Genomic DNA, 14,774 nt, shown 5'->3' on the forward strand with positions numbered 1-14,774 from the left:
AAAACCCGCCACCGGCTTGCCGGTGGCGGGTTTTTTCTTGTCTGTCTTTCAGAGTCTCAGGTTTCGAGGACTCAAGGCATCAAGGACTCAAGCTCTCAGGCCAGCTGCAGATGCGGCTCCTGCTGTTCCTTGAGCGCTTCCTGCATGCGCTCGGCATACCAGTCGACGAAGTCGACGACGCCGAACTCGAAGGTCGCCGAGTAGGGGCCGGGCTGATAGGCGCTGGAGTTGACGCCGCGCTGGTTCTCTTCCACCAGCTGTCGGTCCTGATCATTGGTGGCGTCCCACACCTTGCGCAGTTTCGCCAGGTCGTAGTCGACACCTTCCACCGCGTCCTTGTGCACCAGCCACTTGGTGGTCACGCGGGTCTTGAGGGGGCCGATGGGGTCGACCTGGAAGACCACGGCATGATCGCCCATGAAGTGGTTCCAGGAGTTGGGCAGGTTGAGGATGCGCAGCGAGCCCATGTCGGGGCTTTGCAGGCGACCCAACAGCTTCTTGCACGCCGGCGTGCCGTCCGTGGTCATCGAGACGGTGCCTTCCAGCAGCGGCGTGCGCGTCATGCGATTGCGGCGACCGAAGCGCACCAGCTGATAGGGCACCTTCTCGGCATCCCAGTCGGCCTGCTTCTTCGCGACCAGCGCCTTGTAGGCTTCGGTGGCACGCGGGTCATCGGTGTCATCGAATTCCTGCAGGGTGTTGAGCAGCTCCGGGTGGGAGCCATCGCAGTGATAGCACTCGCGATTGTTCTCGATCACCAGCTTCCAGTTGCCTTCCTCGATGATGGAGGAGCTGGCCGCGACCTTGACGTTCTCCATGTCGTAGGGCTTGAGGTAGAACTCCAGCGTCTTGAAGAACGGCTCACAGTTCTCGGGCTGCTCGGCGAGGTTGATGAACAGCATGCCGCCGGCTGAGCGCACGTGGACGGGGTGAAGGCCGTAGTCACTGGTATCGAAGGTGGTGCCCATGTCGGAACCGGCGAACAGCAGGCGACCATCCAGCTCATAGGTCCACTTGTGATAGCCGCACACCAGCTTGGCGACCTTGCCACGCTCGGTGCTGCACAGGCGGGAGCCGCGATGGCGACAGACGTTATGGAAGGCATGGATGGCCCCGTTGTCACCGCGCACGATGATGATCGGACTGTTGCCCACATCCATGGTCATGAAGTTGCCCTTTAGCGGGATCTCGCTGCTGAGGCCGGCAAACAGCCACTCGCGCTCGAAGATCTCCTTCATGTCGAGATCGAACAGGCGCTGATCATTGTAGAAGGGCTGGGGCAGGGTGTAGCCGGGGCTGCGGGCCTGTAGAAGCCGCGCGGCGGCCTCGCGTACAGCCTGACGCTGCTGATCCTGAGCGTGTTCCAGTAAGTCGCTCATCGCGGTGTCCTCGCACGGTCGGTAGGCGCCGGGAGCAGGGTCGCCTTGGGTTGAGTGAGTGTGCTGATCATTGTTGTTGTGAAGCCGGGACAGAGGGAACGAGTGAACAGACCATTGCCGGGCAGCACCGCGGCAGACATCGGCGCACCTAATAAGTCAGCGCATCTAGTAGTCAGCGCACCTATGAGTCAGCGCAACTATGACTGAGTGCCGATGCATCGCGCGGTGCGTCATCCCGTTCTGATCGGTTCGGGTGTCGAGGGCGGCGCAGGCAGAGGGGCCGCTCGCTCAACAGGATAGTCAGCGTGGAAGTTCAGGCAGCCCGCATGATATCCGAGTGGCTTTGTCACGCATGGACCGCAGTGTGGCTGAGGTCAAGTCGCGACTTATGTCTGATGGCGACGCTCAATGATGTATTTCCGACGCCGCTCGTCTGCGCAGGGCCTTCGAGGCACAGGCAGGCGCAGCGCTGAGGCGGGGGCAGGGCGCTGCGGGGGCGTGATTGGAGGGATCGGGCATGTTTCTGTCGTGCACGGATAAATGCTTGCCGGACGCTGACTCGACAATCCAGAGCATGCCCCACCGTTGGTCGCGCACGCAGCGCAGGGTGGCCTGACACTGTCTCTTCAAGAACTGACACTGCCCCTTCAAGAACATGTCTCCAAGAACAACATGCCCAGCGAGGCCTTCATGAGCACCACACTCAGCAACTTCAATCCGGTTACGACGCAGACCTGGACCAACGGTCGACATAGCGTGCGCTGCGTGAAGGTCATTCAGGAAACCTGGGATGTGCGCACCTTCTGTTTCATGGCCGAACAGCCGGTGATGTTCTTCTTCAAGCCGGGGCAGTTCGTGACCCTGGAGCTCGAGATCGATGCCCAGCAGATCATGCGCTCCTACACCATCTCCAGCTCACCGTCGGTGCCCTACAGCTTCTCGATCACCGTCAAGCGCGTGCCGGGCGGGCTGGTCTCCAACTGGCTGCACGACAACCTCAACGAAGGCGACGTGCTGGCCGTGCACGGCCCGGTCGGCAACTTCAACTGCATCGACTACCCGGCGGAACGCATTCTGATGCTGTCCGGCGGCGTGGGCATCACGCCCTTGATGTCGATGGCGCGCTGGTACTTCGATACCAACGCCAATGTGGATATCTCCTTCGTGCACAGTGCGCGCAGCCCGCGCGACATCATCTTCTGGCGTCAGCTCGAGTTCATGGATTCCCGCGTGCCGGAGTTCAACATGCATGTCATCTGTGAGCGCTTCGAGACCGGCCAGACCTGGTCCGGCTATCGCGGCTATCTCACCGACGCGATGCTCGAGATGATCGCGCCGGACTTCATGGAGCGCGAGATCTTCTGCTGTGGCCCCACGCCCTACATGAATGCGGTCAAGCATCTGCTGCGCAGCCACGGCTTCGACATGAGCCGCTATCACGAGGAGTCCTTCGGGGCCACGCCGGTCGATGTCGAGGAGGAGGCCATCGAGCAGGCCGAACAGGCCGAGGTGCTGGCCGATGAACTGGACCGCTCCGATCTCACGCGGGTCGAGTTCTCCGCCACCGGCAAGTCGGTGCAGATCGCCCCGGGTGAGACCGTCCACGCTGCCGCCGCCAAGCTCGGCCTGCATATTCCCAAGGCCTGCGGCATGGGTATCTGCGGCACCTGTCGGGTGCAGAAGGTCTCGGGCGAGGTCGCGATGGAACACAACGGTGGCATCACCGATGAAGATGTCGCCGAAGGCTTCATCCTGTCCTGCTGCAGCGTGCCCAATGGCGATGTGGTGATCGATTACTGAGGATCTGAGGTTCAGGTGGAGAGCATCTTTTCACCACAAGATGAAGTTGGTGACAGTCCCCGGCGAGGTGAATGAATCTCGCGCAAGTGATAGGCGGAAAGTCGTAGACGATGTCGCTTACAGGGAGGTCGGTGACGCTGTCAGTCATCTGTCGGGACATGAGTCGGTTAGCGTGGGGGGACAACAAGTACAACAAGTACAACTGGCTAATGGAGCAATGTCTCATGACTCGTGATGTCGATGCACCGCAACGCCCCTCCCTGCTCATGGCCAGCTTGCCCATCCTGGCAACGCTGGCCGTGTTGGCCCTGCAACTTTTTGTCTTCGGTGAATTCACTCCGCACGTACCGCTGATCTGTGGCGTCGCGATGACGGCGCTGGTCGGCTGGAAGCTGGGCTACGGCTGGTCGGCGATGGAAGAGGGCATGATGCGCATCGTGCGTGTCGGCCTGCCCTCCATCGCGATCCTGATTCTGGTCGGCATGACGGTCGGGGTGTGGATCGCCTCCGGCAGCGTGCCGATGATCATCTACTACGGGCTCAAGCTGGTCTCGCCGGAATACTTCCTGGCGGCGGCCATGCTGCTGTGCTCGGTGGTCTCGGTCACACTGGGCACCAGCTGGGGCACGGTGGGTACGGTAGGGCTTGCGCTGATGGGTATCGGGGCCGGCTTCGACATACCGCCGTGGTGGACCGCCGGTGCGGTGGTGTCCGGCGCCTTCTTCGGTGACAAGGTCTCGCCGCTGTCGGATACCACCAATCTGGCACCGGCGGTGACGGGCGTGAATCTGTTCGCGCATATCCGCAACATGATGCCGACCACCATTCCCTCCATGCTGATCGCGCTGGTGATCTACCTGATCGCCGGCAACCTGCTCGCCGCTGGCCAGTCGCTGGATCTCGAGCGCATCACTGCCATCACTGCCGGGCTGTCAGGTGCCTTCGAATTCAATCTGTGGGTGCTGGTGCCGCCGCTGCTGGTGATGGCGCTGGCGATCGCGCGCATGCCGGCACTGCCGGCGCTGTTCGTCGGGGTGCTGGCGGGCGCCGTGGTGGCCTATGGTGTCCAGGGCGAGGCCATCAAGGCACTGTTCGGTTATATGCAGAGTGGTTACACCCTGAACACCGGCGTGAGCGAGATCGACAGCCTGCTCAATCGCGGTGGCCTGATGTCGATGGCCTGGGTCATCCTGCTGGTGATGATCGCACTGGCCTTCGGGGGGATGCTGGAGGTGATCGGCTGTCTGGAGGTGCTGTGCGCCGCGGTGCTGGTCAAGGTGCGCGGTATCTTCGGTCTGCAGGTCGCGGCCAGTTCCACGGCGGCGCTGACCAATGTCATCGCGGGCGACCCCTACCTCTCGATCGCTCTGCCGGGGCGCATGTACGCGCCGGTATTCCGCGGAGAAGGCTACTCGACGCTCAACCTGTCACGCTCACTGGAAGAGGGCGGCACGCTGATCTCGCCGCTGGTGCCCTGGAATGCGAGTGGTGCGGTGGTGATCAGTTCGCTGGGGCTGATGGCCGGTGGCGCGGGCATGGAGGGGCTGCTTTACATTCCGCTGGCCTTCGCCTGCTGGCTGTCACCGTTGCTGGGGCTGCTCTACACCCTGCTTGGACGCTTCATCATCCGGGCCGACGATGCCGAGCGCGCCGAATGGCAAGCCAGGGGACATGCCGTGACAACGCTGGCCCAGCTGCGTCAGCAGCAGGCCGAGGGCCTGGCGGGACTGCAAGCCGCCACGCCCGAGGTGCGCTGACAGTCTGTCGGGTATGAGTGCTCTACGACTTCATGCTCAGGTTCATGAGCAAGTCGACTCGCGCAGGAAGACGGCACAAACCATCTGGAGGTGCAGACGACTTCGGGGCTACCCTTCAGATGTTGCCACGTGAATGAGCGCAAGCAGTGCAGGGGACTTTGCGGGAAGTGGTTCTGCAGGAAGTCCCGCCGAGCCACGCCAGGGTTCGCCCCGGCGCCAAAAGCACAAGGCCCCGTTGGGCTGCATGCCATCTTCAGCTGCGGGTCGAGAGCGGAGAGCGTTCACGTCAGGTCCACGACTGCCACTCCAGTCACGGGTTTGGTCAAAAGGGCAATGATGACACAGGGGAACGGTGCACCACCTCCAGGCCGGGAGCGGGTGCCAGCAGGACTACAAGGCTGATCGTCGCAACAGGAAGCGCCGTGCTGCTCACTATCGGGATGGTGCAATACCGTCTTCTTCACGGCACGGCAGTTTCCGCAGGAAGGTGTCACACGACCACGCAAGCCTCAGGCTCGCGTGGTTTTTTTGTGCCTGTCATTGAGTGTGGGAAGGCTCGGGCAGCTGCCGTCGGGTCAGCCCAGTGTCGCCCCCATCGCCGCCAGCAGCATGGGCAGATAGAGGAAGGCGGCGAGCGTCGAGCAGAACACCAGTGTGGCCACGTATTCCGGCTCGCGACCTGCCTTCTGGGCGAACATGTAGTTGTAGACCGCCACCGGCATGGCCATCTGCATGGTCAACACATGCAGTGCCAGCGGGGGCAGGTCCAGCAGGGTGCCGATCCCCCAGGCACACAGGGCAGCAAAGGGAATGCGCAGGACGCTGAAGCCCACGCCCGCCGCCAGATTCTTGACGCGAATGCTGGCCAGCGACACGCCCAGGGTGATCAGCATCAGCGGCACGGTGAAGCCGGAGATCAGCTCCAGGCTGTTGGCGACGAAGCGTGGCATGTGCACATCGCAGAGCAGCATGAGGGTGGCGACGATGCTGGCCCAGATGGTCGGCGAGCGCACCACGCTGCGCAGCGGGTTGCCGCTGGTACTGGCAAGCCAGGCGCCGAGGGTGAACTGCAGCAGCGACATGGTGACCATGATGGTGATGGCGTAGGCGAAGCCGGCCTGACCGAAGGCGTAGAGCGAGACAGGCAGGCCCATGTTGCCGACGTTGGAGAACAGCAATGGCGCCACCGCCACCTTCCACGGCTTGCCGATCAGGCGCGCGAAGGGCCAGCTCAGCGCCAGCAGCAGGGCCATCACAGACAGCGTCGCCAGGCCCGTACGCAGGAAGCTCGAGTTGTCGATCTCGGCGCTGCCCAGCGCATTGAGGATCAGCGCCGGCGTGCCGATGTAGAGCACCAGCCGGGTGACGAAGGCCATCGGGTAGTCGTTGCCCAGCCTGACCCAGAAGAAGCCGATGGCGGCGCCACACAGTACCGGTGCCATCACCGCCAGCAATTCCATCAGCATATTCTCAACTCCCTTCCCCAGGCGCGCGCTTGCATGGATCAGTCGTCATCCGGCGCCTGATCGCACGATATCGGTGTCTAGCATACCTGCCCGATGGGGCGTCGGTGTAGCGCCATTGGCGGGCAGCCACTATTTGCAGCTCCCCTGTGCGGGCCGTCGAGATGTCGCTTTTGCCTGCCGATGTCGCATTCGCGCTGCGGGGTGACGCTGACAAGCAGTTTGCCGCAGGGGGGCAGGGCTAGTATCGGGTCAAGACAGCCACCCAAGGCCTTGGCGCCGGGCTGACTCGACAGGATTCGGGCGAACAGACGATCACAGATCCCCTTTCATCGACCCACTCCAACAACGATCCGCTTACCGGAGGCGCGCAATGTCTCAGCAACATGGCTACACCCGTGATGACCGACTGGCCAGACTCGACCCTGCACTGGCCGAGGCCATCCTCGAAGAGACAGCGCGTCAGGAAGCGCATATCGAGCTGATCGCCTCCGAGAACTATGCAAGCCCGCTGGTAATGGAAGCCCAGGGCAGCCAGCTGACCAACAAGTACGCCGAAGGCTATCCGGGCAAGCGCTACTACGGCGGCTGCGAGTTCGTCGACAAGGTCGAGACGCTGGCCATCGAGCGCGCCTGTGCGCTGTTCGGCTGTGACTACGCCAACGTGCAGCCGCACTCCGGCGCCCAGGCCAATGCGGCCGTGTTCATGGCGCTGGTCTCGCCGGGTGACACCATTCTCGGCATGAGTCTGGCGCATGGTGGCCACCTGACCCACGGCGCGGCGCCCAACTTCTCCGGCAAGCACTACAACGCCATCCAGTACGGCCTGACCGAAAGCGGCGAGCTGGACTACGAGGAGATGGAGCGTCTGGCACGTGAGCACAAGCCGAAGATGATCATCGCCGGCTTCTCCGCCTACTCGCGCGTGGTCAACTGGCGTCGCTTCCGCGATATCGCCGACGAGATCGGCGCCTGGCTGATGGTCGACATGGCCCACGTGGCCGGTCTGGTCGCGGCGGGTCACTACCCGAGCCCGCTGCCCTACGCCCATGTCGTCACCACCACCACCCACAAGACGCTGCGCGGCCCGCGCGGTGGCCTGATTCTCTCCGCCACCGGTGATGAAGCGCTGCACAAGAAGCTCAATGGCGCCGTCTTCCCCGGCCAGCAGGGCGGCCCGCTGATGCACGTCATCGCTGCCAAGGCCGCGGCCTTCAAGGAAGCGATGAGCCAGGACTTCGTCAGCTACCAGGCACGCGTGATCGCCAATGCTCGCGTGATGGCCGAGGTCTTCATGGAGCGTGGCTACGACGTCGTTTCCGGTGGCACCGATGACCATCTGTTCCTCGTCTCGCTGATCCGCCAGGGCGTGACCGGCAAGGACGCGGATGCCTCACTGGGCCGCGCCCATATCACCGTCAACAAGAACAGCGTGCCGAATGACCCGCAGAGCCCCTTCGTGACCTCCGGGCTGCGCATCGGCACTCCGGCCGCCACCACGCGCGGCTTCGGCGAGGCGGAATGCGAGGCACTGGCCGGCTGGATCTGTGACCTGCTCGACGCGCTGTCCACCGGCGAGAGCGCCAAGGTGGAAGCCGAGGTGCGCGGCAAGGTCGAGGAAGTCTGTTCACGCTTCCCGGTCTACGCATCCAACAGCGTGACCGACCCCGCTGCGCTTGCCTGAACAAGGCGCTGGCGAGAGACAACGATAACAACGACACATGCCGCAAGCGCAGAGGCATCACTCGGGTGACAACAACAGACATCACTCGGACGAGAGCACCGGACAGCGCTTGCGGTGGCAAAGAAGTGAGGAGGGTGGCAAATGCAGCGTTACTCGGGATTCGGGCTGGTCAAGCATGCGCTCAGCCACCATGAGAACTGGCAGAAGGTCTGGCGCAGCCCAGAACCCAAGAAGGAATACGACGTCGTCATCGTGGGTGGCGGCGGGCATGGTCTGGCCACGGCCTACTATCTGGCCAAGGAGCACGGCATCACCAATGTCGCGGTGATCGAGAAGGGCTGGCTGGGCGGCGGCAACACCGCGCGCAACACCACCCTGGTGCGCTCCAACTATCTGTGGGACGAGGCGGCGGCGCTCTATGAGCACTCCATGAAGCTGTGGGAAGGCCTCTCTCAGGACCTGAACTACAACGTGATGTTCTCGCAGCGTGGCGTGCTCAACCTGGGCCACACCCTGCAGGACATGCGTGACATCCAGCGTCGCGTGAATGCCAACCGTCTGCAGGGCATCGATGGCGAAGTGCTGGATGCCCAGCAGGTGCAGGAACTGGTGCCGGCGATGGACTGCTCGAGCCGCGCACGCTACCCGATTCTCGGCGCCTCCTGGCAGCCGCGCGGTGGCGTGGCGCGTCACGACGCCGTGGCCTGGGGCTTCGCGCGCGGTGCCGACAGCCTCGGCGTCGACCTGATCCAGCAGACCGAGGTCACCGGCTTCCGCAAGCAGGATGGCGCCATCGTCGGGGTGGAAACCTCGCGCGGCTTCATCGGTGCCAAGCGTGTCGGCGTGGTCACCGCCGGCAACTCCGGCGTGATGGCCGAGAAGGCCGGCTTCCGCCTGCCGCTGGAATCCCACCCGCTGCAGGCGCTGGTCTCCGAACCGCTCAAGCCGATTCTCGACACCGTGGTGATGTCCAACCACGTCCACGGCTATGTCAGCCAGTCGGACAAGGGCGACCTGGTCATCGGGGCCGGCATCGACGGCTACGTGGGCTACGGTCAGCGTGGCAGCTACCCGACCATCGAGCACACCCTGCAGGCCATCGTCGAGATGTTCCCGATCTTCTCGCGGGTACGCATGAACCGTCAGTGGGGCGGCATCGTCGACACCTGCCCGGACGCCTGTCCGATCATTTCCAGGACGCCCGTGAAGGGGCTCTATTTCAACTGCGGTTGGGGTACCGGTGGCTTCAAGGCCACGCCGGGTTCCGGCAACGTCTTTGCCTGGACACTGGCCAAGGGGCGCACCCATCCGCTGGCAGAACCCTTCTCCTATGACCGTTTCAACACGGGCAAGCTGATCGACGAACACGGCGCCGCTGGCGTCGCGCACTGAACCTGCCGTCAGGAGACGACCGACCATGATGCATATCTTCTGTCCCTACTGCGGCGAGCTGCGCGAGGAAGAGGAATTCCACGTCAAGGGCCAGGCGCATATCGAGCGCCCGAAGGACCCTGAAGCCTGCTCCGATGCCGAGTGGGGGGATTATCTGTTCTTCCGCAACAACCCGCGTGGCGTCCACCACGAGCTGTGGATTCACGCCGTGGGCTGTCGCAAGTATTTCAACATCACCCGCCACACCGTGACCTACGAGATTCTCGAGACCTATCGCATGGGCGAGCAGCCCACCATCACCGGTGAGACGAAAGCCGATCCGACCACGCAAGCCAAGGGGGTGAGCGCATGAGCCAGCAAGACAACCAGACCGCCGCTGCCCCGCGCCGTCTCGCCTCGGGTGGACGCATCGACCGCGCCACGCCGCTGACCTTCACCTTCAATGGCAAGCGCTATCAGGGCCTGGCAGGCGATACCCTCGCCTCGGCACTGATGGCCAACGGCCTCGACGTGCTCAACGCCAGCTTCAAGTATGCGCGTCCGCGCGGCCTGGTCGCCGCCGGTGCCGAAGAGCCCAACGCCATCCTGCAGCTGGGCAGCACCGAAGCGGGCCAGGTGCCCAACGTGCGTGCCACCCAGCAGGCGCTTTACGACGGCCTGGAAGCCCACGCCGTCAGCGGCTGGGTCAAGGCCCAGAAGGACCTGATGAGCCGCTTCCTGCCGCAGGTCGGCAAGCTGGGCGGCAAGTTCATGCCGCCGGGCTTCTACTACAAGACCTTCATGGCGCCGGCCTCGCTGTGGATGACCTATGAGAAGTACATCCGCAAGGCCGCCGGTCTCGGGCGTTCTCCGCTCGAGGACGACCCGGACATCTACGATCACCTGCATCAGCACACCGATGTACTGGTGATCGGCTCCGGCCCGGCGGGCCTGATGGCGGCGCTGGTCGCGGCCCGCAGCGGCGCGCGCGTCATCCTGTGTGACGAGCAGGAAGAGCTGGGTGGCTCGCTGCTCTCCATGTCGGCGGACTGTCTCGATCAGACCCTGGACGGCAAGCCCGCCATCGAATGGCGTGACGCCGTGCTGGCGGAGCTTGCGGCCTGTGAGGATGTGCAGCTGCTGCCGCGCACCACCGCCAACGGCTATCACGATCACAACTTCGTGACGCTGCATGAGCGCCGCACCGAGCATCAGGCCGATCTCGCGCCGCGCAATGCTCGTGGCGCCCAGCAGGCACGTTCACGCCTGCATCGCGTGCGCGCCCACCGCGTCATCATGGCCACTGGCGCCCACGAGCGGCCGCTGGTCTACAGCCACAACGATGTGCCGGGCAACCTGCTGACCGGTGCCGTCACCACCTATCTGACTCGTTACGGCGTCGCCGCCGGTGACAAGCTGGTGCTGTCGGTCAACAACGACTACGCCTATCGCGCGGCGCTGGCATGGAAGGCGGCCGGTCGTGAAGTGGTCGCGATCGCCGATGCGCGTCCGGCCCCTTCCGGCGTGATGGTCGAGGCGGCGCGTGCCGCCGGCATCCGCATCATCACCGGCGCCGCCGTGATCGAGGCCAAGGGTGAGCGCCGCGTGACAGGCGCGCGCATCGCGGCCATCGATATCGACGGCTTCTCTGTCACCGGTGAAGTGGAAGAGGTTGCCTGCGACACCATCGCCAGTTCCGGCGGCTACAGCCCGGTGGTTCACCTGGCGGCACACACCGGCGCACGCCCGGTGTGGAGCGACGAGATCCACGGCTTCCTGCCCGCGCTGGGCGCGCCGATGCTCAAGGGCTTCGATGCCTGTGGTGCCGCCAATGGCAGCTTCGCGCTGGAAGATGTGCTGGTCGCGGCCTACGCCAGCGGTGTCGCCGCAGTGGAAGCCTGCGAGTACGAGACCGCCCGGGCCGAGGTGCCGGCGGTGTCCGAGCTTGCGGAATCCCCGATGCTGCCGCTCTATCAGGTACCGCATGACAAGCCCACCGCGCGTGCGCCCAAGCAGTTCGTCGATCTGCAGAACGACGTCACTGCCGCCGGGATCGAGCTCGCCACCCGCGAAGGCTTCGAGTCCATCGAACACGTCAAGCGCTACACCGCGATGGGCTTCGGCACCGACCAGGGCAAGCTGGGCAACATCAACGGCATGGCGGTCGCCGCGCGCTGTCTGGGGCAGAGTATCCCCGACACCGGCACCACCGTGTTCCGTCCCAACTACACGCCGGTGACCTTCGGCGCCATCGTCGGCCGTCACTGCGGCGAGCTGTTCGACCCGATCCGCTACACCGCGATGCACGAATGGCACGTGGCGCAAGGGGCAAAGTTCGAGGATGTCGGCCAGTGGAAGCGCCCCTGGTACTACCCGCAGGGCAGTGAGGACATGCATGCCGCGGTGGAGCGCGAGTGTCTGGCGGTGCGCGAGAAGGTCGGCGTGCTGGATGCCTCGACCCTGGGCAAGATCGACATCACCGGTCGCGATGCGCGCGAGTTCCTCAATCGCATCTACACCAACGCCTGGGCCAAGCTGGGCGTCGGCAAGGCGCGCTACGGCCTGATGTGTCACGACGACGGCATGGTGATGGACGACGGTGTCACCACCTGTCTGGCCGAAGACCACTTCCTGATGACCACCACCACCGGTGGTGCGGCCTCGATCCTGGAATGGCTGGAACTGTGGCACCAGACCGAATGGCCGGAACTGGACGTGCAGATGACCAGCGTCACCGATCACTGGGCGACCCTGACCGTCACCGGCCCCGAGGCGCGTGCACTGGTCAGCGAGCTGACCGACATCGATCTCGACCGTGACAGCTTCAAGTTCATGGAAGTGCGTGAAGGGCTGATCGCCGACATTCCCGGGCGCATCTTCCGCATCTCCTTCACCGGTGAGCTGTCCTACGAACTCAACGTGCCGGCCAACTACGGGCTGCATGTCTGGAAGCGCCTGTTCGAATGCGGCAAGAAGTACGGGCTCACGCCCTACGGTACCGAGACCATGCACGTGCTGCGCGCCGAGAAGGGCTTCATCATCGTCGGTCAGGACACCGATGGCTCGATCACCCCGGAAGACCTCGGCATGCAGTGGTGTGTCGGCTACAACAAGCCGTATTCCTGGATCGGCAAGCGTGCGCTGTCGCGTCCGGATACCCGCCGCGACGACCGCAAGCAGATGGTCGGCCTGATTCCGACGCGCAAGAAGGCTGGCGATGAGCGCATCGTGCTGCCGGAAGGCTCGCAGATCGTCTTCGATCCGGAGCACGCCATCCCGATGCCGATGGTCGGCCACGTGACCTCCAGCTACTACAGCCCGACGCTGGGACATGGCTTCGCGCTGGCGGTGGTCAAGGGCGGTGCCAAGCGCATCGGAGAGACGGTGTTCCTGCCACAGGCGGATGGCACGACGCTGGAAGCCGAAATCACATCACCGGTGTTCTACGACAAGAAAGGGGAGCGCCAGCATGTCTGATGCCACCACACTCGACCCGCAAGCGGGTGCCGCCGTCGAGGCGCAGCCGCAGGACATGACAAGCTCTCAGACGTCGGTGATCGACCAGCGTCCGACGCCCGAGGTTCACGCCCAGAGCGCCCGCTCGCCGCTGGCGCATCTGTTCACGGCCCGCGATGACGGCGATGCCGGCGTCGTGCTGCAGGAGAAGGCGTTTCTCGGTCACCTGACGTTGCGCGGTGACCCCGCGCAGCCGGGCTTCGCCGAGGGTGTCGAAGCGGCGCTGGGTCTGGCGCTGCCGCTGACACCGGCGACCCTCCACCAGAATGAGGGCGGCCGCTCGATCCAGTGGCTGTCACCGGATGAGTGGCTGATCCTGGTGCCCGGTGAGGAGGCCTTCGCTGTCGAGAAGGCGCTGCATGAGGCGTTGGCCGGCCGCTTTCAGGTGGTCAACGTCAGCGGTGGTCAGACCGTCATCTCGCTGAGTGGCGACCAGGCGCGTCAGGTGCTGATGAAGTCGACGCCCACCGATGTACACCCGCGTGCCTTCCCGGTCGGACGGGGTGTGCCGGCGGTGTTCGCCAAGGCGACACTGGTGCTGCGCCGCGTCAGCGAGAGCGAATTCGAGCTGGTGGTGCGCAGAAGCTTCGCCGATTACCTCGGCCGCTGGCTGCTGGATGCCAGCGAGGAATTCGGGGTCTGCATCAAGGCCTGATATCTGCGTATGGAGAGAGAGGTCTGCGTATGGAGAGAGCTCTGTCGCAGGCGCACGCCATGACCTGAATCAACTGCCAGGGGCCTTGCCCGGGCCAGGAGGCGGGCTTCAGAAATACTGAAGCCCGCCTCAATAATATTGGTTTGTCGCGCAGGGCCTCGGATGCAACCCTGACGTTGCTGCTTCCAACAATGAATAATCCTTACATGACAGGCACCTATGTATGCGTGATACCTGGATTCTGACCGCCCAATGTCCCAGCCGTATCGGCACGGTGGACGTCGTGACACGCTACCTGCGCGAGCAGGGCTGCTATATCACCGAGCTCAACTCCTTCGATGACCGCCTGTCGGGGCGCTTCTTCATCCGGGCCGAATTTCGTCCGCAGACCGAGGTCGGCGAGCTCAGTGACAACTTTGACGCCGCCGGTTTCGAGCAGGGGCTGGGCACGCGCGCCGCCGACTTCGAGATGGACGTCAGCCTGAGTGCGCCGGATGAGCGCATGAAGGTGGTCATCATGGTCTCGCGCTCGGACCACTGCCTGAACGACCTGCTCTATCGCCATCGCATCGGCCAGCTGCCGATGGATATCACCGCCGTCATCTCCAACCATCCGGACATGGCACCGCTGGCCGAGTGGCATGGCCTGCCGTATCACCACCTGCCGATCACCGCCGAGACCAAGGCCGAGCAGGAAGCCCAGGTATGGCAGATCGTGCAGGACACCGGGGCTGAGCTGGTGATTCTGGCGCGCTACATGCAGGTGCTGTCGAGTGACATGTGCGAGAAGCTCTCGGGGCGGGCGATCAACATCCACCACTCGCTGCTGCCGGGCTTCAAGGGCGCGCGCCCCTATCATCAGGCCTACGAGAAGGGCGTCAAGCTGGTCGGTGCCACCGCGCACTACATCAACGATGATCTCGATGAAGGCCCGATCATCACCCAGGGCGTCGAGACGGTGGATCACGCCCACTATCCGGAAGACCTGATCGCCAAGGGCCGTGATATCGAATGTCTGACGCTGTCACGGGGCGTGCGTTATCACCTCGAGCGGCGCGTCTTCCTGCATGACAGGCGCACGGTGGTGTTCGGCAACTGAGTGCGGCTTGTTGAAAGAGAAACGCTGAAACACGAAGCCCGCGATCAGAG

10 protein-coding genes are annotated in these 14,774 nt (G+C 64.0%); 8 read left to right on the plus strand and 2 right to left on the minus strand.

Features of this window, described 5'->3' with window-relative positions:
* Nucleotides 1-95: 95 nt before the first annotated feature.
* Complete coding sequence (locus F8A90_RS02195; protein WP_200018734.1) at nucleotides 96-1,379, minus strand: aromatic ring-hydroxylating oxygenase subunit alpha; 1,284 nt, start codon at nucleotides 1,377-1,379, stop codon at nucleotides 96-98.
* A 690-nt stretch (nucleotides 1,380-2,069) separates the two neighbouring features.
* On the opposite strand from F8A90_RS02195, the gene F8A90_RS02200 reads away from it, so the two are divergent.
* A complete protein-coding gene (locus F8A90_RS02200) occupies nucleotides 2,070-3,179 on the plus strand; it encodes a hybrid-cluster NAD(P)-dependent oxidoreductase (protein ID WP_166019786.1) in 1,110 nt (369 codons plus the stop codon).
* Between the two features lie 224 nt (nucleotides 3,180-3,403).
* Nucleotides 3,404-4,936 carry a Na+/H+ antiporter NhaC gene (nhaC, locus tag F8A90_RS02205; protein WP_233593405.1) on the plus strand — a complete coding sequence of 511 codons (1,533 nt, stop codon included), beginning with the start codon at nucleotides 3,404-3,406 and terminating at the stop codon, nucleotides 4,934-4,936.
* Between the two features lie 575 nt (nucleotides 4,937-5,511).
* Here nhaC and F8A90_RS02210 read toward each other — a convergent pair.
* A complete protein-coding gene (locus F8A90_RS02210) occupies nucleotides 5,512-6,402 on the minus strand; it encodes an AEC family transporter (RefSeq protein WP_054555340.1) in 891 nt (296 codons plus the stop codon).
* 370 nt (nucleotides 6,403-6,772) lie between these two features.
* Between F8A90_RS02210 and glyA the strand changes: the two genes are divergently transcribed.
* From glyA to purU, 6 genes are all read left to right on the plus strand, one after another.
* Nucleotides 6,773-8,083, plus strand: coding sequence for a serine hydroxymethyltransferase (glyA, locus tag F8A90_RS02215; RefSeq protein WP_200018736.1), 1,311 nt, complete (start codon nucleotides 6,773-6,775; stop codon nucleotides 8,081-8,083).
* Nucleotides 8,084-8,224: 141 nt separating this feature from the next.
* On the plus strand, nucleotides 8,225-9,475 hold the full coding sequence (locus F8A90_RS02220) for a sarcosine oxidase subunit beta family protein (protein ID WP_200018738.1): 1,251 nt from the start codon (nucleotides 8,225-8,227) through the stop codon (nucleotides 9,473-9,475).
* A gap of 25 nt (nucleotides 9,476-9,500) precedes the next feature.
* Complete coding sequence (locus F8A90_RS02225; protein ID WP_043333138.1) at nucleotides 9,501-9,827, plus strand: sarcosine oxidase subunit delta; 327 nt, start codon at nucleotides 9,501-9,503, stop codon at nucleotides 9,825-9,827.
* Nucleotides 9,824-12,931 carry a sarcosine oxidase subunit alpha family protein gene (locus tag F8A90_RS02230; protein ID WP_200018740.1) on the plus strand — a complete coding sequence of 1,036 codons (3,108 nt, stop codon included), beginning with the start codon at nucleotides 9,824-9,826 and terminating at the stop codon, nucleotides 12,929-12,931. The genes F8A90_RS02225 and F8A90_RS02230 overlap by 4 nt, the downstream gene beginning before the upstream one ends.
* The gene (locus F8A90_RS02235) at nucleotides 12,924-13,625 is read left to right on the plus strand and encodes a sarcosine oxidase subunit gamma (protein WP_233593406.1); all 702 of its coding nucleotides are present in this window, start codon (nucleotides 12,924-12,926) and stop codon (nucleotides 13,623-13,625) included. Before F8A90_RS02230 ends, F8A90_RS02235 begins: the two co-directional genes overlap by 8 nt.
* 223 nt (nucleotides 13,626-13,848) lie before the next feature.
* Entirely contained in the window at nucleotides 13,849-14,724 is an 876-nt protein-coding gene (purU, locus tag F8A90_RS02240) for a formyltetrahydrofolate deformylase (RefSeq protein ID WP_200018743.1), read from the plus strand.
* Nucleotides 14,725-14,774: the final 50 nt, after the last annotated feature.

Source organism: Cobetia sp. cqz5-12 (assembly GCF_016495405.1).
GTDB lineage: Bacteria > Pseudomonadota > Gammaproteobacteria > Pseudomonadales > Halomonadaceae > Cobetia.

Bases quoted from the DNA above. Each gene is read 5' to 3' on its own strand.
- F8A90_RS02195 (WP_200018734.1), bottom strand. From the start codon at position 1,379: ATGAGCGACTTACTGGAACACGCTCAGGATCAGCAGCGTCAGGCTGTA.
- F8A90_RS02200 (WP_166019786.1), top strand. From the start codon at position 2,070: ATGAGCACCACACTCAGCAACTTCAATCCGGTTACGACGCAGACCTGG.
- nhaC (WP_233593405.1), top strand. From the start codon at position 3,404: ATGACTCGTGATGTCGATGCACCGCAACGCCCCTCCCTGCTCATGGCC.
- F8A90_RS02210 (WP_054555340.1), bottom strand. From the start codon at position 6,402: ATGCTGATGGAATTGCTGGCGGTGATGGCACCGGTACTGTGTGGCGCC.
- glyA (WP_200018736.1), top strand. From the start codon at position 6,773: ATGTCTCAGCAACATGGCTACACCCGTGATGACCGACTGGCCAGACTC.
- F8A90_RS02220 (WP_200018738.1), top strand. From the start codon at position 8,225: ATGCAGCGTTACTCGGGATTCGGGCTGGTCAAGCATGCGCTCAGCCAC.
- F8A90_RS02225 (WP_043333138.1), top strand. From the start codon at position 9,501: ATGATGCATATCTTCTGTCCCTACTGCGGCGAGCTGCGCGAGGAAGAG.
- F8A90_RS02230 (WP_200018740.1), top strand. From the start codon at position 9,824: ATGAGCCAGCAAGACAACCAGACCGCCGCTGCCCCGCGCCGTCTCGCC.
- F8A90_RS02235 (WP_233593406.1), top strand. From the start codon at position 12,924: ATGTCTGATGCCACCACACTCGACCCGCAAGCGGGTGCCGCCGTCGAG.
- purU (WP_200018743.1), top strand. From the start codon at position 13,849: ATGCGTGATACCTGGATTCTGACCGCCCAATGTCCCAGCCGTATCGGC.